This window comes from Natrinema salinisoli, assembly GCF_020405205.1.
GTDB lineage: Archaea > Halobacteriota > Halobacteria > Halobacteriales > Natrialbaceae > Natrinema > Natrinema salinisoli.
The window spans coordinates 3,460,413-3,476,805 of record NZ_CP084469.1; the positions used below are offsets into that span (position 1 = coordinate 3,460,413).

At 66.2% G+C, this 16,393-nt stretch carries 18 protein-coding genes and 2 tRNA genes; 12 read left to right on the plus strand and 8 right to left on the minus strand.

Features of this window, described 5'->3' with window-relative positions; translation table 11 throughout:
- The 4 genes from LDB05_RS17045 to LDB05_RS17060 all read left to right on the plus strand — a co-directional run bounded on the left by LDB05_RS17045 (position 1) and on the right by LDB05_RS17060 (position 3,461).
- Positions 1-363: a hypothetical protein gene (locus tag LDB05_RS17045; RefSeq protein ID WP_226005178.1), complete on the plus strand. Its 363-nt coding sequence runs from the start codon at positions 1-3 to the stop codon at positions 361-363.
- A 79-nt stretch (positions 364-442) separates the two neighbouring features.
- Positions 443-859, plus strand: a complete 417-nt coding sequence (locus LDB05_RS17050) for a universal stress protein (protein ID WP_226005179.1) — start codon at positions 443-445, stop codon at positions 857-859.
- A 68-nt stretch (positions 860-927) separates the two neighbouring features.
- Complete coding sequence (locus LDB05_RS17055) at positions 928-2,385, plus strand: hypothetical protein (RefSeq protein ID WP_226005180.1); 1,458 nt, start codon at positions 928-930, stop codon at positions 2,383-2,385.
- A 110-nt stretch (positions 2,386-2,495) separates the two neighbouring features.
- Complete coding sequence (locus LDB05_RS17060; RefSeq protein ID WP_006183920.1) at positions 2,496-3,461, plus strand: transcription initiation factor IIB; 966 nt, start codon at positions 2,496-2,498, stop codon at positions 3,459-3,461.
- A gap of 102 nt (positions 3,462-3,563) precedes the next feature.
- On the opposite strand, the gene LDB05_RS17065 is transcribed toward LDB05_RS17060, so the two are convergent.
- A tRNA-Gly gene (locus LDB05_RS17065) sits at positions 3,564-3,634 on the minus strand.
- 330 nt (positions 3,635-3,964) lie between these two features.
- Between LDB05_RS17065 and LDB05_RS17070 the strand changes: the two genes are divergently transcribed.
- Positions 3,965-4,759 carry an NAD+ synthase gene (locus LDB05_RS17070; RefSeq protein WP_226005181.1) on the plus strand — a complete coding sequence of 265 codons (795 nt, stop codon included), beginning with the start codon at positions 3,965-3,967 and terminating at the stop codon, positions 4,757-4,759.
- A gap of 15 nt (positions 4,760-4,774) precedes the next feature.
- Here LDB05_RS17070 and LDB05_RS17075 read toward each other — a convergent pair whose 3' ends face one another.
- Both LDB05_RS17075 and LDB05_RS17080 read right to left on the minus strand, forming a co-directional pair.
- Positions 4,775-5,314 carry a GNAT family N-acetyltransferase gene (locus tag LDB05_RS17075; RefSeq protein ID WP_226005182.1) on the minus strand — a complete coding sequence of 180 codons (540 nt, stop codon included), beginning with the start codon at positions 5,312-5,314 and terminating at the stop codon, positions 4,775-4,777.
- A 74-nt stretch (positions 5,315-5,388) separates the two neighbouring features.
- Positions 5,389-6,093 carry an enoyl-CoA hydratase/isomerase family protein gene (locus LDB05_RS17080; RefSeq protein WP_226005183.1) on the minus strand — a complete coding sequence of 235 codons (705 nt, stop codon included), beginning with the start codon at positions 6,091-6,093 and terminating at the stop codon, positions 5,389-5,391.
- A 60-nt stretch (positions 6,094-6,153) separates the two neighbouring features.
- On the opposite strand from LDB05_RS17080, the gene LDB05_RS17085 reads away from it, so the two are divergent.
- Together LDB05_RS17085 and LDB05_RS17090 are read left to right on the plus strand one after the other, a co-directional pair.
- Complete coding sequence (locus LDB05_RS17085) at positions 6,154-6,987, plus strand: DUF7114 family protein (protein ID WP_226005184.1); 834 nt, start codon at positions 6,154-6,156, stop codon at positions 6,985-6,987.
- Between the two features lie 98 nt (positions 6,988-7,085).
- Positions 7,086-7,157 (plus strand) — tRNA-Thr (locus LDB05_RS17090).
- A gap of 141 nt (positions 7,158-7,298) precedes the next feature.
- Here the strand turns inward: LDB05_RS17090 and gfo6 are convergent.
- Positions 7,299-8,369: a D-xylose 1-dehydrogenase Gfo6 gene (gene gfo6 / locus LDB05_RS17095; protein ID WP_226005185.1), complete on the minus strand. Its 1,071-nt coding sequence runs from the start codon at positions 8,367-8,369 to the stop codon at positions 7,299-7,301.
- A 205-nt stretch (positions 8,370-8,574) separates the two neighbouring features.
- On the opposite strand from gfo6, the gene nadA reads away from it, so the two are divergent.
- From nadA to nadC, 3 genes are read left to right on the plus strand one after another with little or no spacing between them, the layout of a single operon-like run.
- Positions 8,575-9,708, plus strand: coding sequence for a quinolinate synthase NadA (gene nadA, locus LDB05_RS17100; RefSeq protein WP_226005186.1), 1,134 nt, complete (start codon positions 8,575-8,577; stop codon positions 9,706-9,708).
- Between the two features lies 1 nt (position 9,709).
- Positions 9,710-11,248: an L-aspartate oxidase gene (locus LDB05_RS17105; protein ID WP_226005187.1), complete on the plus strand. Its 1,539-nt coding sequence runs from the start codon at positions 9,710-9,712 to the stop codon at positions 11,246-11,248.
- A gap of 7 nt (positions 11,249-11,255) precedes the next feature.
- Complete coding sequence (gene nadC, locus LDB05_RS17110; RefSeq protein WP_226005188.1) at positions 11,256-12,122, plus strand: carboxylating nicotinate-nucleotide diphosphorylase; 867 nt, start codon at positions 11,256-11,258, stop codon at positions 12,120-12,122.
- A gap of 6 nt (positions 12,123-12,128) precedes the next feature.
- Here the strand turns inward: nadC and LDB05_RS17115 are convergent, their stop codons facing one another.
- The 3 genes from LDB05_RS17115 to LDB05_RS17125 all read right to left on the minus strand — a co-directional run bounded on the left by LDB05_RS17115 (position 12,129) and on the right by LDB05_RS17125 (position 14,085).
- On the minus strand, positions 12,129-12,641 hold the full coding sequence (locus tag LDB05_RS17115; protein ID WP_226005189.1) for a DUF7529 family protein: 513 nt from the start codon (positions 12,639-12,641) through the stop codon (positions 12,129-12,131).
- 135 nt (positions 12,642-12,776) lie between these two features.
- Positions 12,777-13,331 carry a class I SAM-dependent methyltransferase gene (locus LDB05_RS17120; protein ID WP_226005190.1) on the minus strand — a complete coding sequence of 185 codons (555 nt, stop codon included), beginning with the start codon at positions 13,329-13,331 and terminating at the stop codon, positions 12,777-12,779.
- A gap of 37 nt (positions 13,332-13,368) precedes the next feature.
- Complete coding sequence (locus LDB05_RS17125) at positions 13,369-14,085, minus strand: lipoyl protein ligase domain-containing protein (RefSeq protein ID WP_226005191.1); 717 nt, start codon at positions 14,083-14,085, stop codon at positions 13,369-13,371.
- Between the two features lie 57 nt (positions 14,086-14,142).
- On the opposite strand from LDB05_RS17125, the gene LDB05_RS17130 reads away from it, so the two are divergent.
- Positions 14,143-15,036: a DUF8155 domain-containing protein gene (locus LDB05_RS17130; RefSeq protein WP_226005192.1), complete on the plus strand. Its 894-nt coding sequence runs from the start codon at positions 14,143-14,145 to the stop codon at positions 15,034-15,036.
- A 68-nt stretch (positions 15,037-15,104) separates the two neighbouring features.
- Here LDB05_RS17130 and LDB05_RS17135 read toward each other — a convergent pair whose 3' ends face one another.
- Complete coding sequence (locus LDB05_RS17135; RefSeq protein ID WP_226005193.1) at positions 15,105-15,566, minus strand: DUF4385 domain-containing protein; 462 nt, start codon at positions 15,564-15,566, stop codon at positions 15,105-15,107.
- Between the two features lie 93 nt (positions 15,567-15,659).
- Between LDB05_RS17135 and LDB05_RS17140 the strand changes: the two genes are divergently transcribed.
- On the plus strand, positions 15,660-16,151 hold the full coding sequence (locus LDB05_RS17140) for a PaaI family thioesterase (RefSeq protein ID WP_226005194.1): 492 nt from the start codon (positions 15,660-15,662) through the stop codon (positions 16,149-16,151).
- The last annotated feature ends 242 nt before the right edge of the window (positions 16,152-16,393 follow it).

Below are 16,393 nucleotides of genomic sequence, written 5' to 3' on the forward strand. Positions count from 1 at the left end.
ATGGCCGCCGCGGACTCCATCCTCATCTTCGTCCTGAGTCTGATCGTGGGAACGATCGGCATCCTCGCGGGTGCGCGGCTCGTGCTGGACAGGGACGCGAGCTTCGTCAACGCGGCGGTGACCGCCCTGATCGGTGCGGCCGCCTGGGCGATCACGAGCTTTTTCGTCGGCTGGATCCCAATTCTGGGCGTGGTGTTGATGCTGATCATCTGGGTCGGCGTCATCAACTGGCGCTACCCCGGCGGCTGGGGATCCGCGGCCGCGATCGGCTTCGTCGCCTGGATCGTCGCAGTCGGCATCCTCTACGCGCTCGCGGTAGTCGGCTTCGTCACGCCCGACGCGCTCGGCATTCCGGGCGTCTAGGCCGACCCCGGACTTCCCATCGGGCGAGAACGTGGGGAACCGCTTTGGTCGTTCGCTCGAGTGATCCGAGTAGCCAACGATGTACGAGACGATCCTGTTCCCGACGGACGGCAGCGACCACGCGGCGACCGTTGCGGACCACGCGATCGATATCGCAGCCACGAGGGACGCGACGCTCCACGTTCTCTCGGTCGTCGACGACCGCGCCTTTCTGGTTCTCGACGACGAACGCATCGAACGAGTCCGCGATGACCTCCGAACGAGCGCCCACGAGGCGGCGACCCGTGCCGCCGACCACGGTATCGAGACGACGACGGCGGTCGACACCGGCAACCCGGTCGAGTGTATCCTCGATTCCGCCGCGACGGTCGACGCCGACCTGATCGTCATGGGAACCAGCGGCGACGAGTACGAACGGAACGTCGTCGGAAGCGTCTCCCAGCGCGTCGTCCGTGACGCGCCCGTTCCCGTTACGACCGTCGGTCCCGACGTTTGATCGGGTCGGACGCCGTCGAGAACCGTCACGGATGGTTTGATATGGTCTCCGTGGGTAGTGAGTAGGAGATGCGCCGATCGATCGTAATCGCGGGTGTGCTGCTCGTTCTCGCCTTCCTGCTGGTCGGTGGGCCGTCGCTGTTGCTCTCGGTGTCGACCAGCCAGACGACGGCGGACACGCCCGCCCAGCCGACCCAGACGAAGCCGACGCCGGAGCTCGTTACGCTCGAGGACTCCGAAAGCGGCTTCTGGGAGTACCTCAGTTCGACGAAAAGCTTCCAGAAGCGAAGCCCGATCAACGTGGTCGTCCGCGGCGACATCGAAGACGTCGAGCGTGTGTTGACCGAGGCCGATGGCGGTAACTGGGAGGAGATGAACGAGTCCGAGGAGGAGGCACTGCCGGATACGTTCTCGCTCACCGATGAGAACGAGACCGACAACGAAACGGAAGCCGTGCCCGAAGCCGATACCGAAACGACGGCCAACGCCTCCACCGAGAACGCGACCGACGAGGACGAGGCGTCGAACGAGACCCCGGTCGCCCTTCCCGACCTCGACTGGGGGCAGGCAGACGGTGGAACCCGGTATGCCTACGTCGATCCCGGACCGAACGAGAGCGGCTACTGGATCACCGAGACGCGCCAGCTCGATGACGGCGACTACTACGGACAGCGCTACCACATCCGGCTCTACGAGAGCCCCAACGAGGACGACGACTGGGTCGCGATGCAGACCCACTCGGAACACTTCGACTGGTTCACGCTACGCCACCGAGTCCACGGCTCCCAGGACGCTCAGACCAAAGTCGAGACCGACTTCATGAAACACCCGCAGGTCGACGTCAAGGAGGACGTGAGCCGCATCTACCTCGACAACAGGAACTCCGCCGACGCCGACGGCTGGGCGACCCTCGTCGAACTGGCCGGACTGCTCGTCGTCCCGACGCTCGTCGGCATCCGAGCCGGGAGACGCGGTGGAAGCGCGTCCAGCACCACCGAAGCCCACATCACCGATCGGACGGCGGACGCGATCGACGACCACCTGACCGACGTCGACCGCCAGCGGCTCGCCGCCGCCGCCGACCGCCTCGAGGCCGGCCACCTCCTCCTCTTCTTTACCATCGTCGCGCTGTTCCTCGGCGTTCGAATGGGCGGCCTCGCCCTCGAGCGCCAGGCGTCGTTCCTGACACCCCATCAGATCGCCGCGATCCTCTACCCGGTGATCGGGGTGGGAATTCCGGTCGCGACGTACCTGCTCGCTCGGGGACTCACGCGACGACTCGACGCCGCCGTCGTCGCCGCCGGTTCGCTCGCGGTCGCGATCTGGATCGACTACAGTCTGCTCGGCGTCAACTCGCTCCCGGTCGACGTCGTCGTGCAACGGATGCTCGTCGTCGTCGCCCTCGGGTTGATCGCCGGCGGCGCAGCCAAACGGGCGTCCCGAAACGAAAAGTTCAACGACATGTTGCTGGTCGGGACGGCGATGTGGCTGCTCGTACTGGCCGGAACGCTCCTCGGGTACCTGTAGCGTACCGTATTCCGTCGTTTCGTCGATACTGGCGGTACCGATCCGCTGATTAAAGCGCGATTTGCTGGTGGCGAGCCCTTAAGTCCTTGCAACATCGTTATCTACACGACATGGCAAGCCCCACCCGTCAACGCGAGCGCGATCCTGAAACGACAGAAAAAACGCAGGAACCGGAGCGTGAGCGGGTGTGTGACGAGTGTGACGGGGGAACGCTCGTCAAGAGCGAGGATCAGGGCGAACTCGTCTGCGATCAGTGCGGTCTCATCGTCGAAGGAACGAACATCGACCACGGCCCGGAATGGCGCGCGTTCAACCACTCCGAGCGCCAGAACAAGTCACGCGTCGGCGCGCCGACGACCCAGACGATGCACGACAAGGGCCTGACGACCTCCATCGACTGGAAGAATCAGGACGCCTACGGCCGCTCGATCTCCTCGGACAAACGCAATCAGATGCGCCGCCTGCGCAAGTGGCAGGAACGAATCCGAACCAAGGACGCCGGCGAACGGAACCTTCAGTTCGCCCTCTCCGAGACCGACCGGATGGCCTCCTCGCTGGCGATTCCGCGATCCGTCCGCGAAGTCGCCTGCGTCATCTACCGACGCGCACTCGACGAAGACCTCATTCGCGGCCGTTCGATCGAAGGCGTCGCGACCAGTACGCTCTACGCCGCCTGCCGCATGGAAGGCATCCCCCGTTCGCTCGAGGAAGTCGCCGCCGTCTCCCGGGTCGAACGCAAAGAGATCGGCCGTACCTATCGCTACGTCGCACAGGAACTCAACCTCGAGATGGAACCGGTCAACCCGAAGAAGTACGTGCCGCGGTTTTGCTCGGAACTCGAACTCTCCGAAGAGGTGCAGGTGAAGGCGAACGAGATCATCGATACGACGACCGAGAAGGGGCTTCTCTCGGGCAAGTCGCCGACCGGCTACGCCGCGGCCGCGATCTACGCCGCCTCGCTACTTTGTAACGAGAAGAAGACCCAGCGCGAGGTCTCGGACGTCGCGCAGGTGACCGAGGTAACGATCCGGAACCGGTATCAGGAGCAGATCGAAGCGATGGGCATTCACGAGTAGGGCGGTCGACTAGAGTCGGTTTTAGAAATCGGACGCAAAACGTATTCTCTCGAGTCTCAGACGACGAAGCTGTCACTATCGAGTTTTCGCTCGTTCGAAAAGTGCGCCGACCGGGAGTCGAACCCGGGCTATGAGCTTGGGAAGCTCATGTCCTACCACTGGACCATCGGCGCTCGCACGGATTTACTCGACGACTACACTTCAACGTAGCGCTCTCGAGCGATTTTTTGTACGACGACCGAGAGTTCGGCCTCGAGGTGCAGCCGCTGCGGAGTCTCAGCACGTCTCTGCCGTGATAGCGAGACGTACGACAAGACGAAGTGTGTCCGGATTGGGATGGTGGCGATGCTCAACGTGTGTTGGCTGAGACGTGCAGTTTGCTTCTCGTACCGGACTCCCACGTTCTGATGACTGGTACGCTACCCGTCAGTCGAAATCGACCGTCCGGTCAGTTTTTTCCGGGGAGGGGAGCCTATTAGGCCGTCGCACCCCTACTCTCTCCCATGATCGATCTTCGGTTTTCGGAAGATGAGCTCGAGCAGCGGCGCGAACACATCACGGACTTCATTCGCGACCAAGTCGACGCGGCGGGGACAGACGGTGCCGTCCTCGGGCTCTCGGGCGGGATCGACAGCACGCTGACCGGCACGCTCGCCGTCGAGGCGCTCGGCGCGGAGAACGTTCACGGACTCGTTCTGCCGGCGACCGTGAGCAGCGACGAGAACATGAGCGACGCGGAACGGGTCGCCGTGGACCTCGAGATCACGTACGACGTGATCGAGATCGAACCGATCGTCGACTCGCTGCTGGCGGCCTACCCCGAGGCCGAAGGCGACCGCGAGGCGGTCGGAAACGCGCGGGCTCGCGTCCGGGGGGTCATGAACTATCTCGTCGCCAACCACGAGAGTCGACTCGTTCTGGGGACGGGCAATCGCAGTGAGGCCGCCGTGGGCTACTTCACCAAGTACGGCGACGGGGCCGTCGACTGCCACCCGATCGGGAACCTCTACAAGGGACAGGTCCGCCAGCTCGCCCGTCACGTCGGTGTCCCTGAGGAACTGGCTGCCAAGACCGCGACCGCGGAGCTGTGGGCCAACCAGACCGACGAGGAGGAACTGGGACTCAGCTACGAGACGCTCGACTCGATACTCGCGACCCACATCGACGGGCCGCTTCCGGTCGCCGCGACCTGCCGGCTCCTCGAGGTCGACGACGAAACGGTCGAACGGGTCCGCGAGATGTACGAGCAAAGCGAGCACAAACGGAACGTCCCGCCGGCACCGCCGACGCTCGAGTAATCGCCACCCCTCTCGTCAGTCCGCTCGTTCTCGCCACTCGTCCTCGAGCAGGCCGTACCAGTAAACGTCCCAGTGCTCGCCGTCGACGAACTCGCCGTCGCGATGAACGCCCTCTCGGGTGAACCCGATTCCCTCGAGAAGCCGCTGTGACGGCTCGTTGAACTCGAACACGTGGGCGGAGAGCCGATGGAGACCGAGCTGGTCGAAGGCGTACCGAACGACGCGTTCCGTCGCTTCGGTGCCGTACCCCTGGTCGTGGTGCTCGGGTGCGATCCAGTAGCCGATCTCGGCGGTCCGGGCTTCCCAGTCGAAGTCGAAGAAGCCGATCGTTCCGATCGGCGTCGAATCGGCGACGAGCAGCAGATCGACGGTGTCGTCCCCACAGACCACGTTCTCGAAGAAGTCGCGTTCCTGCTCGCTGTTGAGAGGGCGGGATCGCCCGATCGCCCGCCAAATCGTCGGATCGTTGACCTTCGCTTGCAGGAATTCGAGATCCTCCTCCTCGATCGGTCGGAGCGTCACGCGGTCGGCGTCCAGAAACACTGGGCCGGGCATATCCGCCCCGTAGTTGTCACTCACCAAATCACTTTTCAAAAATCGTTTCGGAACGGGTACTCGAACGACGTCGCCTACTCGAGCAGCGCGTCGATATCGTCGGCGTGGGCGGCGACGAGGTCGGCGAACGCGTCGGCCTCGCGTCGTTCCTGCGTGGCGCGCTCGCCGTCGTCCCGAATCCGTCGTTTCAGGGCAGCGAGCGCGTCCGCGGCGTTCCCCGCGATCTCCTCGGCGACGGAGCGGGGGTCGTCCTCGATGCGCGAGATCAGGCCGATCCGGAGCGCCTCTTCGGCGTCGATCGATCGGCCCGAGAGCGCGAACTCGAGGGCGTCGCCCTCGCCCAGCACGCGCGGTAGTCGGACGGTGCCGCCCCAGGCGCCGAACAGGCCGAAGCTGACCCCCGGTTCGCCGTAGGTCGAGTCGGGAGTCCCGACCCGGATGTCGCAGGCCAACGCCAGCTCGAGGCCGCCCCCGCGTGCGGGACCGTCGATCCCCGCGACGACGACCGCCGGCGAGTCTTCGATGGTCCGGGCCACGCGTTGCCCCAGACGCGCGAACTCGGCCGCGCGGTCGCGATCCCCCTCGAGCGCCGCGACCTCGTTCAGATCGGCCCCCGCGGAGAACGCCGGGCCGCGTCCGCGGAGGTAAATCACGGACTCCTCGGCCTCGTCGATCGCCGCCTCGAGCGTCTCCAGGCCGTCGACTGTCAGTGCGTTGCGCGCCTCGGGGCGGTCGATCGTCACGGTCCGAATCGGTCCGTCTGCGGCGACATCGATCATGTCAGCAGTCGATCGGGCGTTTCCAAAGGTCTTTGGCTCCCCCGTCGTAACCCCCCGCTAATGGAGAATGCCGACAGCTGTCGGCGTGCCGCCGCCGAGGCCGTCGCGGACGTCGAACCGTCACAGCTACACGACTACATCGAAGCGACCCTCGAGCGCGCGTCGATGGTCCCCGGCACGCTCACACTCGAGAGCGCCGCGATGATGGCTGCTGAGGGCCGCGTCTCCGAGGACGACCGGTACGTCGACAGCGAGTCCGGGATCGAGGGGGGACAGGAGCCGGCGGACGACGGGGACCCGGATCGCGAACTCGACGGGGTCGTCACTCACGCGGCCGGCGTCCAACTCATCTACGAGGGGCTGCGATTGACCCGATCGCTCTCCCACGAGGAACCCTGGTCGGCGAGCGACGCCGACGCCGGCGACGGTGACCTCGCGATCCTCGCCGCCGACATCCTCGTCGCCCGCGGGTTCTACCTGCTGGCTCGCACCGACGCCGCCGGCAAAGCAGTCCGGACCGTCCAGTCGTTCGGACGGGACCAGACCCGCCGCACCGAACTCGCCGCCGGCGATAGCGACCTCGAGACACCCTCGTCCAATCGAGATGCCGACACCGAGACCGCGGCGGGGATCGAGACCGACGGCACGGACCCGGCATCGATCGACGCCAACCTCGAGCGAGACGTGCTCGAACTCGCCGTTCTCACCGGCGCCGTCGCCGTCGACAAAACCCCGTCGCCGCGCCTCCTCGCCATCGCGGAGCGACTCGCCGACGCCGTCAGCACGTCGTTTCCCCCGGCCGAGGAGTACCTCGACGATCTCGAGCCATCGATCCGGGAGCAGTCCCTCGAGGACCACGTGACCGATCGGGCGACCTCGGCGACGGATCCGTGATCGCCGGACGCGACCGAGAAGGGGATTACGACAACTCGGCGCACGGCCCGTCGGAATCGAAACCCATAAAGACATCTCCGGTCAACGAAGAAGTGCGCGCCTGGGTAGCTTAGCGGTAAAGCGCGTCCTTGGTAAGGACGAGAGCCCGGGTTCAAATCCCGGCCTAGGCTCTTCCTGCGTTCCATTTGCTGAACACGTTTTTCGTGTGTCCAGAGTAACTGTCTCTCTTCTTTCTGTCACCTCTGAGCAGGCATTCGAGTCACCCCAAGAGAGACCGCTATCGAACGAATCCCAACTGAACGGGACAGGGTTCACTCGAGCGCGACCCGACACCGCGTCTCGGCCGATTCGTAGGCGGCCTCGATCGCGTGGAGGTCTGCGAGTCCGTCCTCGCCGTCGGGTTCGGGAGCCGTGCCCGTCAGCACGCAGTGGCCGAAGTAGTCGAACTCCTCGCAAACTTCGTCGACCGTCGGTCCCGTATACTCCATCCGGATGTCGCCGCTCTCGACGACCATCTCCTGGGGGACGACGCCGCCGAAGGGCGATTCGATGTGGACCTTTCCCTCCGTACCGACCAGCTCGAGCTGACTACTGGCGTGGGCGTCGAAACTCGCCGTACAGGAGGCGGTCGTGCCGGTCTCGTACTCGATCTGGAAGGCGACGTGTTCGTCGACGTTCGCGAACGGGCCGCCGCTCGAGTAGGTGGTGGCGTAGACGCCCGTCGGCTCGCAGTCGAGGAGGAAGCGAATCGTATTGAGGGGATAGATCCCGAGGTCGACCAGTGCGCCGCCGCCGGCGAGGTCGGGGTCGAGCCGCCACGTGTCGGGGCTCGCGGTTTCGAGCAGCGGGTGCGAGAAGCCGCCGTGGACCTGCACGACGTCGCCGATCACGCCCTCGCGGACGAGTTCCCGCGTGCGCCGGACCGTCGGCTCGGTCTGGAGCCGATAGGCGGTCATCAGCGTCACGCCGGCGTCGGTGCAGGCGTCGACGACCTCCCGAGCGCGCTCGACGGTCGTCTCGAGCGGCTTTTCGCAGATGACGTGCTTTCCGAAGTCGGCCGCCGCGGTCGCGTACTGGCCGTGGAACGCGTTCGGCGTTGCGACGTAGATTCCGTCGTAAGCGTCCGTATGGGTGCCCGCGAGGAACGCGTCGTAATCGATGACGTGTGAGACGTCGTACTCCTCGGCGATGTCGGTCGCACGATCGGGCGAGCTCGTGACCAGTACTGTCGCCTCGCAGTAGCTCCCGTTGTGAATCGCGGGTAATGCGCGCTGACGTGCGAAGCCGCCGACCCCGACGACCGCGAGTCGGACCGTTCCCGAAACCGATTCGCCCTCCCAGTCCCGTCGCGTGAAGTTCGCGAAGGCGTCCTCGAGTGCCATAGTGATCCTACGAATCCCACCGAAAAGGGCCCCACTGACCGGATTCCTGACCGTCAGTGATCGGAACCAATCGGTTCGGACGAACAACTGATCATCGGTTTTCGATCGTGGTATACCTCGATGGTATTCCCTCGGTACCCATTATTGAAGGAAAAAGTTATTCAATACTCGGCACTGATGTGCAAACATCCACAGGTGACGTAAGATGGTCAAAATGGAAACGGCGGAGCTGGACACCGACCTGAGTCTGTTCAAATACGACACCCTCGAGCAACTCCCGTCCCGATACCGGGACCTCGAGGAAGAGGAACGAACGGACCGCATCGAGGCTGCGCTCGAGGAACTCGGCGACGACGTCGTAATCCTGGGCCACAACTACCAGCGACGCGAGATCGTCGAGCACGCGGACTTCATCGGCGACTCCTACCAGCTCTCTAAGGAGGCGGCGGAGGCCGACGCGGAGTACGTGATCTTCGGCGGGGTCACGTTCATGGCCGAGAGCGCGGACATCATCACGGATGACGACCAGTCCGTGATCCTCCCGAGCATGGAGGCCTCGTGTCCGATGGCCGGAATGGCCGAGGCGCTCCAGGTCGACAGCGCGTGGGCCGAGATCACGGCGGCCGCGCCCGACGACGAGATCATCCCGATCACCTACATGAACTCCTACGCCGACCTGAAGGCCTTCTGTGCCAGTCAGGGCGGGCTCGTCTGTACGTCCTCGAACGCTCACAAGGCGTTCGAGTACGCCTTCGACGAGGGCGACAAGGTCCTCTTCCTCCCCGACAAACACCTCGGGGAGAACACTGCCCACCGGCTCGGCATGGAAGACGAGATCGCCGAGTGGGACCCCTGGGACCCCGAGGGGAAAGACGCCGACGAGGTCGCCGAGAGCGACATCATCCTCTGGGACGGCTACTGTCAGGTTCACGAGCGGTTCCGCGAAGAGCACATCGAGGAGATCCGGGCGGACAACCCGGACGCCAACGTCATCGTCCACCCGGAGTGTCGCCGCGAGGTCGTCGAAGCGGCGGACGTGGCCGGCTCGACGGCGACGATCTGCGAAACGATCGAGAACGCCGACCCCGGCGATACCTGGGCCATCGGGACGGAGATCCACCTGACGAACCACCTCCAGCGCTGGCACCCCGAGGTCGACGTCGTGCCACTCTGTGGCGACGCCTGCATGGACTGCAACGCCATGCGCCAGATCGACCCCAACTACCTCACCTGGGTGCTCGAGGAGCTCGCCGAGGGACGCGAACACAACGTGATCGAGGTCGCCCCCGAGGAGAAGGAACTCGCGGGCGTCGCGCTCGATCGCATGCTCGAGATCTGAGATGACCGAAACCGATACCAGCACGGCGACGACGACCGACGGCGAGACTGCGGACGTCCTCGTCGTCGGCAGTGGGATCGCGGGCTGTGCGGCCGCGCTCGCGGCCGCCAGGGACGGCGCGGACGTCCTCCTCCTGACGAAAGCGACGAAACCCGCCGACGCCAGCACGGACTGGGCACAGGGCGGCATCTCGACGACGCGCGGGAATCCGGCGTCGCTCAAGGAAGATATCATCGACGCCAGCGACGGCACGGCCGATCCCGCTGCCGTCGACGTCCTCGTCGAGAACGCCGACGACGCCGTCGAGGACGTGCTCGTCGACACCCTCGAGGTCGGCTTCGACGAAGCCGACGACGGGAATTTCGACTACACGCGCGAGGCCGCCCACTCGGAGTACCGCATCCTCCACGTCGACGCCGCGACGGGGACCCACATCCTGCGGCCGTTCCTGCACTACGTCGACGACCACGAGCGCATCGAGGTCCGGCAGGATACCGCCGCCCTCGAGTTGATCACCGCCGAGGGACGCGTCCACGGCGTCGTCAGCGACGAGGAACCCGTGGGTCACCCGATCTATGCGGGCGCGACGATCCTCGCGACCGGCGGGATCGGCGCGCTCTACGGCCGGTCGACCAATCCCGACGACGCGACCGGCGACGGGATCGCCATGGCCGCGCTCGCGGGTGCGGACGTCGAGGACATGGAGTACGTCCAGTTCCACCCGACGGCCTATGCAGGCGACGATCCGTTCCTGCTCTCCGAAGCGCTGCGCGGCGAGGGCGCAGTACTGCGCAGCGGTGACGGCGAACAGTTCATGGACGACTACCACCCGCAGGGCGATCTCGCGCCCCGGGACGTCGTCGCCCGCGCGGTCGAGACAGAACGCGAGGAGACCGGTGAGGTCGTCCTCGACGTGAGTCCACTCGAGTTCGAGGTCGAGTACCCCGCCATCGCCGAGAAGTGCCGCGACCGCGGCATCGAGGGCGACGAGATCCCGGTCGCGCCCTGCGAGCACTTCCTGTGTGGCGGGATCGACGTCGACGAGCGCGGCCGCACTTCCCTCGATCGGCTCTACGCCGTCGGCGAGTGCGCTCGGACTGGCGTCCACGGCGCGAATCGATTGGCCAGTACCAGTTTGCTCGAGGGACTCGTCTGGGGGCTCCGAGCTGGCGACGCTGCGACCGGTTTCGAAGCTGAGGCCGTCGAGGCATCCGAACTCCGAAACCGGGATCCCGATCTCCCCGAGCGCTTCGCCGCCGAGAAGTTCACCCGCCTCAGGCAGACGATGGACGAGTATCTGGGGCTCGAGCGCGATCCCGAGGAGATCGCCCGTGCGAGTTCTGTCCTTCGGCGGCTCAAGGGTGAGATTGACGCCTACATCCGCACGCGGACGGCGCGGGACCTCTACGAACTGCGGAACGCCAGCATCGTCTCGCTGTTGATCGCGCGGGCGGCGAGCGAGAACACGGAGTCGGTCGGCTGTCACTACGTCGCGACAGACGGCGACGAATCGACGGCCGAACCGCCGGCCGACGATTGAGAGGCCCATGATCACTGATACACAGGTCGAACGCTGGCTCCGTGAGGACGTCGGACACCACGACGTGACGAATCAGGTCCCCGGCGAGACGATCGGCAGGCTTGTCGCGAAGGAATCGGGAACTGCCGCCGGTCTCGAGGCCGCAACTGCCGTCTTCGACTACCTCGACGTGGCCGTGACCGAACGCCTCGCAGAGGGAGCCGACGTCGACCCCGGCGACGAACTACTTCGGGTCGAGGGGGCTGCACGCGAGGTTCTCCGGGGCGAGCGCGTCGCGGTGAATCTCGCGGGCCACGCCTCGGGGATCGCGACGCGGACGCGGGAAGCGGTCGACGCAGCCCGCGAGGCGCGACGGGCCTCGGAAACGCGAGCGGCCACGGGCCGCGAGCACCGACCCGAATCGGACACCGTTGCCATCGCCGCGACCAGAAAGACCACGCCCGGGCTGCGCGGCCTCGAGAAACGCGCCGTCGTCGCGGGCGGCGGCGATACCCACCGCCTCGATCTCTCCCACATGGTCATGGTCAAGGACAACCACATCGCCGAGCTGGGGCTCGAGGAGGCGATCGCTCACTTCCAGGAGCAGACCTCGTTTGCGACGAAGATCGACGTGGAGGTCGAAACAGTCGCGGACGCGCCACGGGCTGCGGCCGCCGGTGCCGATATCGTCCTGCTCGACAACATGACGCCCGAGGAAACCCGGCGAGCAGTCGCAGAACTCGCCGACTACGAGGGCGTGCTGGCCGAAGCCAGCGGCGGGATTTCCGTCGCGGACGTGCCCGACTACGCCGCCACCGGCGTCGACGTGATCTCGATGGGGTCGCTCACGCACTCCGCACCGTCGCTGGATCTGTCGTTTCGAACCGACGAGTGAGGGCCGTCACTCGGTCTCCGGGCTCCACGCGCGGACGTCGGATTCCTCGAGGAACAGCGACGGATCGTCGTGGGAGAAGCTTACCCACTGGTCTGCCGACTCGGTCGTCACGTGGGTCAGGAGCTCCTCCTCGAGGAGCGCCGTCTCGAAGACCGATTTGCAGGCCGTAACATCGTACTCGAGCGGAACGAAGATCGCCGTCTCGCTCGCGTCGTCGCGCTCGACCGTCAGCGCGACTCGCTGATCGCTCCCGTCCTCGGCCAGGGGGCGGTAGTAGACGTCGGCCGCCGTGATCGTGACGCCTCCCTCCTCGACGAGGTCGTGGACGACCTCGTACTCCGCCGCGCTGACTGCGACGTCCAGTCCGACTCGTTCGTCTCGCTCGACCGGCGAGACGTCGGCCGGCTCGAGGACGACGGCGTCCCAGCCGTCCTCGCGGTACTCCTCGGCGATGGCTTGCGCGTCCTCGAGGAGGTCCGTCCAGAGCGGGTCCGTCGCCGACTCGTCGTCCGCCGTCATCGCATACCCTCCGGTCGCGTTCGTGTCGTCATACTCGAGTCCGACGAGTCGGAGCGGAAAAACGTTACCTCACTGCCGATTCGCCGGCGACGGCCGAAACGAACTGCTCGGGTACTCACCGGCGCGGGTCTTCGGTCACGTCTCGTCGGCGGGGTCCGTCCCGGACGGCGGCAGCTCCCACCGCTCCAGCCCGTCGCGCCAGATGTCCGCATCCGCGGGGTCACACGCCGCTTGCCACTCCGTCGGCGGCAGTATCGTCGCGTCGATGTCGCCGTTCTGCGCAGCGATCGGGGGATCGATCCGAACCTTGTGGGCTAGCACGCCGACGCCGTCCGTTTCCCGAATCCGGGCCAGCGCCGCCGTCGCCTCCTCGAGGGTCAGGAACGACAGGACACACTCCGTGACGAAGACGTCGATCCCGTCGATCCCGAACGCCTCGCGCAGCGACGCAACGAGGTCGTCGTCGCGCAGATCCGCCTCGATCGCCCACTCCTGCGTCGCCTCGTCCATCGCGTCCAGTGCGGATCGCGACGTATCGAAGCCGTAGGCGGCCACGCCGTGCTCGCGCAGCCCCTCGATGGTCGCCCCGGCTCCACACCCTGCGATGACGACCACCGGGTCCCGGTCGGCGGCCGCGACGGTGCCGGCGAACGACGCGAGTTCTCTGGCTTCGTCGTATCTCTCTCCCATGCCACACCGCCGGTTCGCAGGTCGAAAACGGTCTCGGTTACGGTTCGTCCCCGATGCTCTCGACCGAGACATCGGTCTCCGCCCCGATCAGGGCGTCCTCGACGGCCGTCCGAACGGTATCGGGATCCGACGGGCCGCCAGCGTCCGCGACGGTACCGACCGACGCCGGATCGAGCCCCATGGCGAGCGCGTCGTAGACCGCCTCGAGCACCCTCGCGAGCGCTCCGCAATTGTCTACGAGCACGATACCCGCGACGAGCGCGGCGTCCTGCCGGACGCGCTGAGCGATGCCGACGAGTTTTCGCCGTTGCCGTTCGTCGCCGCTCGCGTCCGCAACCGACAGCGAGTGCGTGCCGGGACAGAACGAGTCGTCGGGTTCGCCCCGACTCGGTTCGAGCCCGAGCGATCGAAGCGCCCGCTCGAGGGCCGCTGTAGCGCGTTCGTACCGATCCGTCGACCCGGAGCGAAAGTCCGCGACCGGCTCGGCGCGGGCGAACGCCAGCGTCGTCGTCCCGTCGTATGCGACCGCTCGACCCCCGACGTCGCGCTCGACTGGGTGAAACCCCCGCTCACGTGCGGTCTCACGGGCTCGGTCATACCCCTCGAGACGAACGTCCCGGCGACCGAACGCGACCTGGCGGTGAGGAGCCCAGACGCGGACGGCGGATTCACCGTCGGTGGCGACCGACAACAGCCGCCGGCTCGCGTCGCGATCGCGCTCGAGAGTCGGTGCCCGCCCGCGAAATACGCGCATACCGGACGTTGGACCCGGTGCATCTAAACGCTCCCGCTACTCACACACCCACAATCGATGGCCGTGACGCTTCCCGAGGCCGCGCTGGTACAGTACGAGCGGTTCTCGCTCTACAACTCGCCGTACCCCGCCCACGACGGCGGCTGTGCGATCGATCTCTATCCCGGTACGCTGGTCGACGGCCGAACGACCGCCGCACCGAGCCCGGTCGCCGGGACTGTCCGCGAGACCCGTGCGGTCCGCGCCCCGCTGAAACCCTACGCGCCCGAGCACGACCATCTCATTCTGCTCGAGCCGTCGGAGTCCGGGCTGTTCGCGGGACTGACGGTCAGAATCCTCCACGTCGATCCCTCGGTCGAGGCCGGCGACGTCGTCGAACGGGGCGACTCGCTCGGCAGCCTCGTTCGAGCCGGTTTTTTCGCACCGTGGGTCGACAACCACCTCCACGTCGGCTTCCGCGGTCCGGACCAGAACCCCTACCGGGCGTCGGGATCGCTTCCGATCGAACTCGGGGCGTCGGTTCGGCCGCTCGAGTGGGACGGCACCGGCCACGTTGTCTCGGTCGGAGACACCTACGCAGTGCTCGACACACCGACACATCCGAACCCCGGCGCGGAGTTCGTTGGCGTCCGAGCCGACCAGGGCGGCGTCCTCGACGGCGGACTCCCACACTACGACGGCGGCGGATTGCTCCGGCAGAACGGGTCGACCGAGGCCGACGACCCCTCCGAAACCGTCGTCTCGCTGAACGGCGACCGGATCGGGGTCGCGAACGGTCGCACGATCGCGTGGGACGACGTGACCGTGACCGCCAACGGCGAGTCGATCACCGGGCTGTCGCTGTTCTGCGCTCGAGACGGCGACTTCGGTGCGAAACTGATCTGCCCGGACCGGTCGTTCGAGCGCGGCGAGCGGGTTCGGGTGCGTGTTCGCTCGAGTGACGAGCGGTGAGCGCTGAGCCGTGAGCGCGGACCGCACCGACAGTTGCTCGCCGCGTCCGGCGGGTGAGCCGGACCGTATTAGTCGGTCCGCTCTCGGTGGCGCGCTTTCGCCCGCTGGTAGGTGTCGTCTTCGCGGACCCGTTTCCAGTATTCCTCGAAGACGAGCGCAGCGGCTCGTTTGTCCGCGTTGGCCCATTCCTGTGGGTCGCGTTCGACCCCGTCGTCGCCGTACTTCCGACCGCCGGGATACTTCGCGTACCGCATCGCCCGGGTGTACCCCATCTGCAGGTACTTCCGTGCCATGTCCATCCCGGGGAACTCGTCGTTCTCGCGATAGCGCTCGTACCGCTCGTAAATCGCTTCGGCGGCTTCCTCGGCGGCCGCTTCGTCCCGGTACGACCACAGCGGGAGCAACTCGCTCTTGTAGGGTTCGACCTTGAACACGCCCTCTTCGCCGCGACCGATCTCGTAGGCGTCGGGATCGGCGCGGAAATCGACGTCGTACTCGGGGCCGTCGCCGGTTTCGGAGTCACCGGTCATGGGTCGACGTACGGGTTCGGAACGAATCAACCCTCGACAACGGAGAGGGCGGGAAACGTAGCCGTCAAGACCCTCGCCGACAGACGGGTGGCTATGTCAGAGGACGCCCCGACGATGGACGCGCTCGAGGAGTTCGACGACCTCGAGAGCATGCTCCAGTACTTCCTCGACGAGAATCAGGACTTCCTCTCGTGGCTCGGCACGAGCGTCGACAACGTCGGCGACGGGTCGATGACGATGTCGATCCCCTACGACGAGAAATTGACGAACATGCGGCCGAACGCCGCGGACGACGAGCAGGCGGACCTCCACGGCGGCGTCGCCGCTACCCTCATCGACACCGTGGGCGGGCTCGCGCTCCGGACGGCGATCGACGACCCCTTCGGCGTCCGGATCGCGACGATCAACCTGAACGTCAACTACCTCCGCCCCGCGACGGCGGACCTCGTGGCGACCGCGGACGTGATCCGTGTCGGCGGGAGCGTCGGCGTCAGCGAGATCACCGTCGAGAGCACGGCTCCCGACGGCGAGACCAAGCCGGTGGCGATCGGACAGGGTGCCTACCGCGTGTTCCGCTCGGAGTAGCCGTCTCGTCCGTTCGGATCAGCGGGTCTCTTTCACCGTCGTGTTTTGTCGCGCGCCGGCCGACTCGCAACCAGTACGCTGCCTCGAGCGACGGTTCGATGCGAGATGTCCCGTCTGTAGCGGGATGGAAACCCGACCGCCGAGAGCGAACCACTAGCTGTCGCCGAACACGTTCCGTCTATTTTCCACCTCGTAGGAATTCATCTCTCACCTATTACGGTGGACTCTCGAGGGTGAACTGT

What these genes read in the sequence shown, in the direction of transcription:
- LDB05_RS17120 (WP_226005190.1), bottom strand. Translation starts at nt 13,331, where the DNA reads ATGGGAGAGAGATACGACGAAGCCAGAGAACTCGCGTCGTTCGCCGGC.
- LDB05_RS17070 (WP_226005181.1), top strand. Translation starts at nt 3,965, where the DNA reads ATGATCGATCTTCGGTTTTCGGAAGATGAGCTCGAGCAGCGGCGCGAA.
- LDB05_RS17050 (WP_226005179.1), top strand. Translation starts at nt 443, where the DNA reads ATGTACGAGACGATCCTGTTCCCGACGGACGGCAGCGACCACGCGGCG.
- nadA (WP_226005186.1), top strand. Translation starts at nt 8,575, where the DNA reads ATGGTCAAAATGGAAACGGCGGAGCTGGACACCGACCTGAGTCTGTTC.
- LDB05_RS17135 (WP_226005193.1), bottom strand. Translation starts at nt 15,566, where the DNA reads ATGACCGGTGACTCCGAAACCGGCGACGGCCCCGAGTACGACGTCGAT.
- gfo6 (WP_226005185.1), bottom strand. Translation starts at nt 8,369, where the DNA reads ATGGCACTCGAGGACGCCTTCGCGAACTTCACGCGACGGGACTGGGAG.
- LDB05_RS17130 (WP_226005192.1), top strand. Translation starts at nt 14,143, where the DNA reads ATGGCCGTGACGCTTCCCGAGGCCGCGCTGGTACAGTACGAGCGGTTC.
- LDB05_RS17080 (WP_226005183.1), bottom strand. Translation starts at nt 6,093, where the DNA reads ATGATCGATGTCGCCGCAGACGGACCGATTCGGACCGTGACGATCGAC.
- LDB05_RS17115 (WP_226005189.1), bottom strand. Translation starts at nt 12,641, where the DNA reads ATGACGGCGGACGACGAGTCGGCGACGGACCCGCTCTGGACGGACCTC.
- LDB05_RS17055 (WP_226005180.1), top strand. Translation starts at nt 928, where the DNA reads ATGCGCCGATCGATCGTAATCGCGGGTGTGCTGCTCGTTCTCGCCTTC.
- LDB05_RS17075 (WP_226005182.1), bottom strand. Translation starts at nt 5,314, where the DNA reads ATGCCCGGCCCAGTGTTTCTGGACGCCGACCGCGTGACGCTCCGACCG.
- nadC (WP_226005188.1), top strand. Translation starts at nt 11,256, where the DNA reads ATGATCACTGATACACAGGTCGAACGCTGGCTCCGTGAGGACGTCGGA.
- LDB05_RS17045 (WP_226005178.1), top strand. Translation starts at nt 1, where the DNA reads ATGGCCGCCGCGGACTCCATCCTCATCTTCGTCCTGAGTCTGATCGTG.
- LDB05_RS17085 (WP_226005184.1), top strand. Translation starts at nt 6,154, where the DNA reads ATGGAGAATGCCGACAGCTGTCGGCGTGCCGCCGCCGAGGCCGTCGCG.
- LDB05_RS17140 (WP_226005194.1), top strand. Translation starts at nt 15,660, where the DNA reads ATGTCAGAGGACGCCCCGACGATGGACGCGCTCGAGGAGTTCGACGAC.
- LDB05_RS17125 (WP_226005191.1), bottom strand. Translation starts at nt 14,085, where the DNA reads ATGCGCGTATTTCGCGGGCGGGCACCGACTCTCGAGCGCGATCGCGAC.
- LDB05_RS17060 (WP_006183920.1), top strand. Translation starts at nt 2,496, where the DNA reads ATGGCAAGCCCCACCCGTCAACGCGAGCGCGATCCTGAAACGACAGAA.
- LDB05_RS17105 (WP_226005187.1), top strand. Translation starts at nt 9,710, where the DNA reads ATGACCGAAACCGATACCAGCACGGCGACGACGACCGACGGCGAGACT.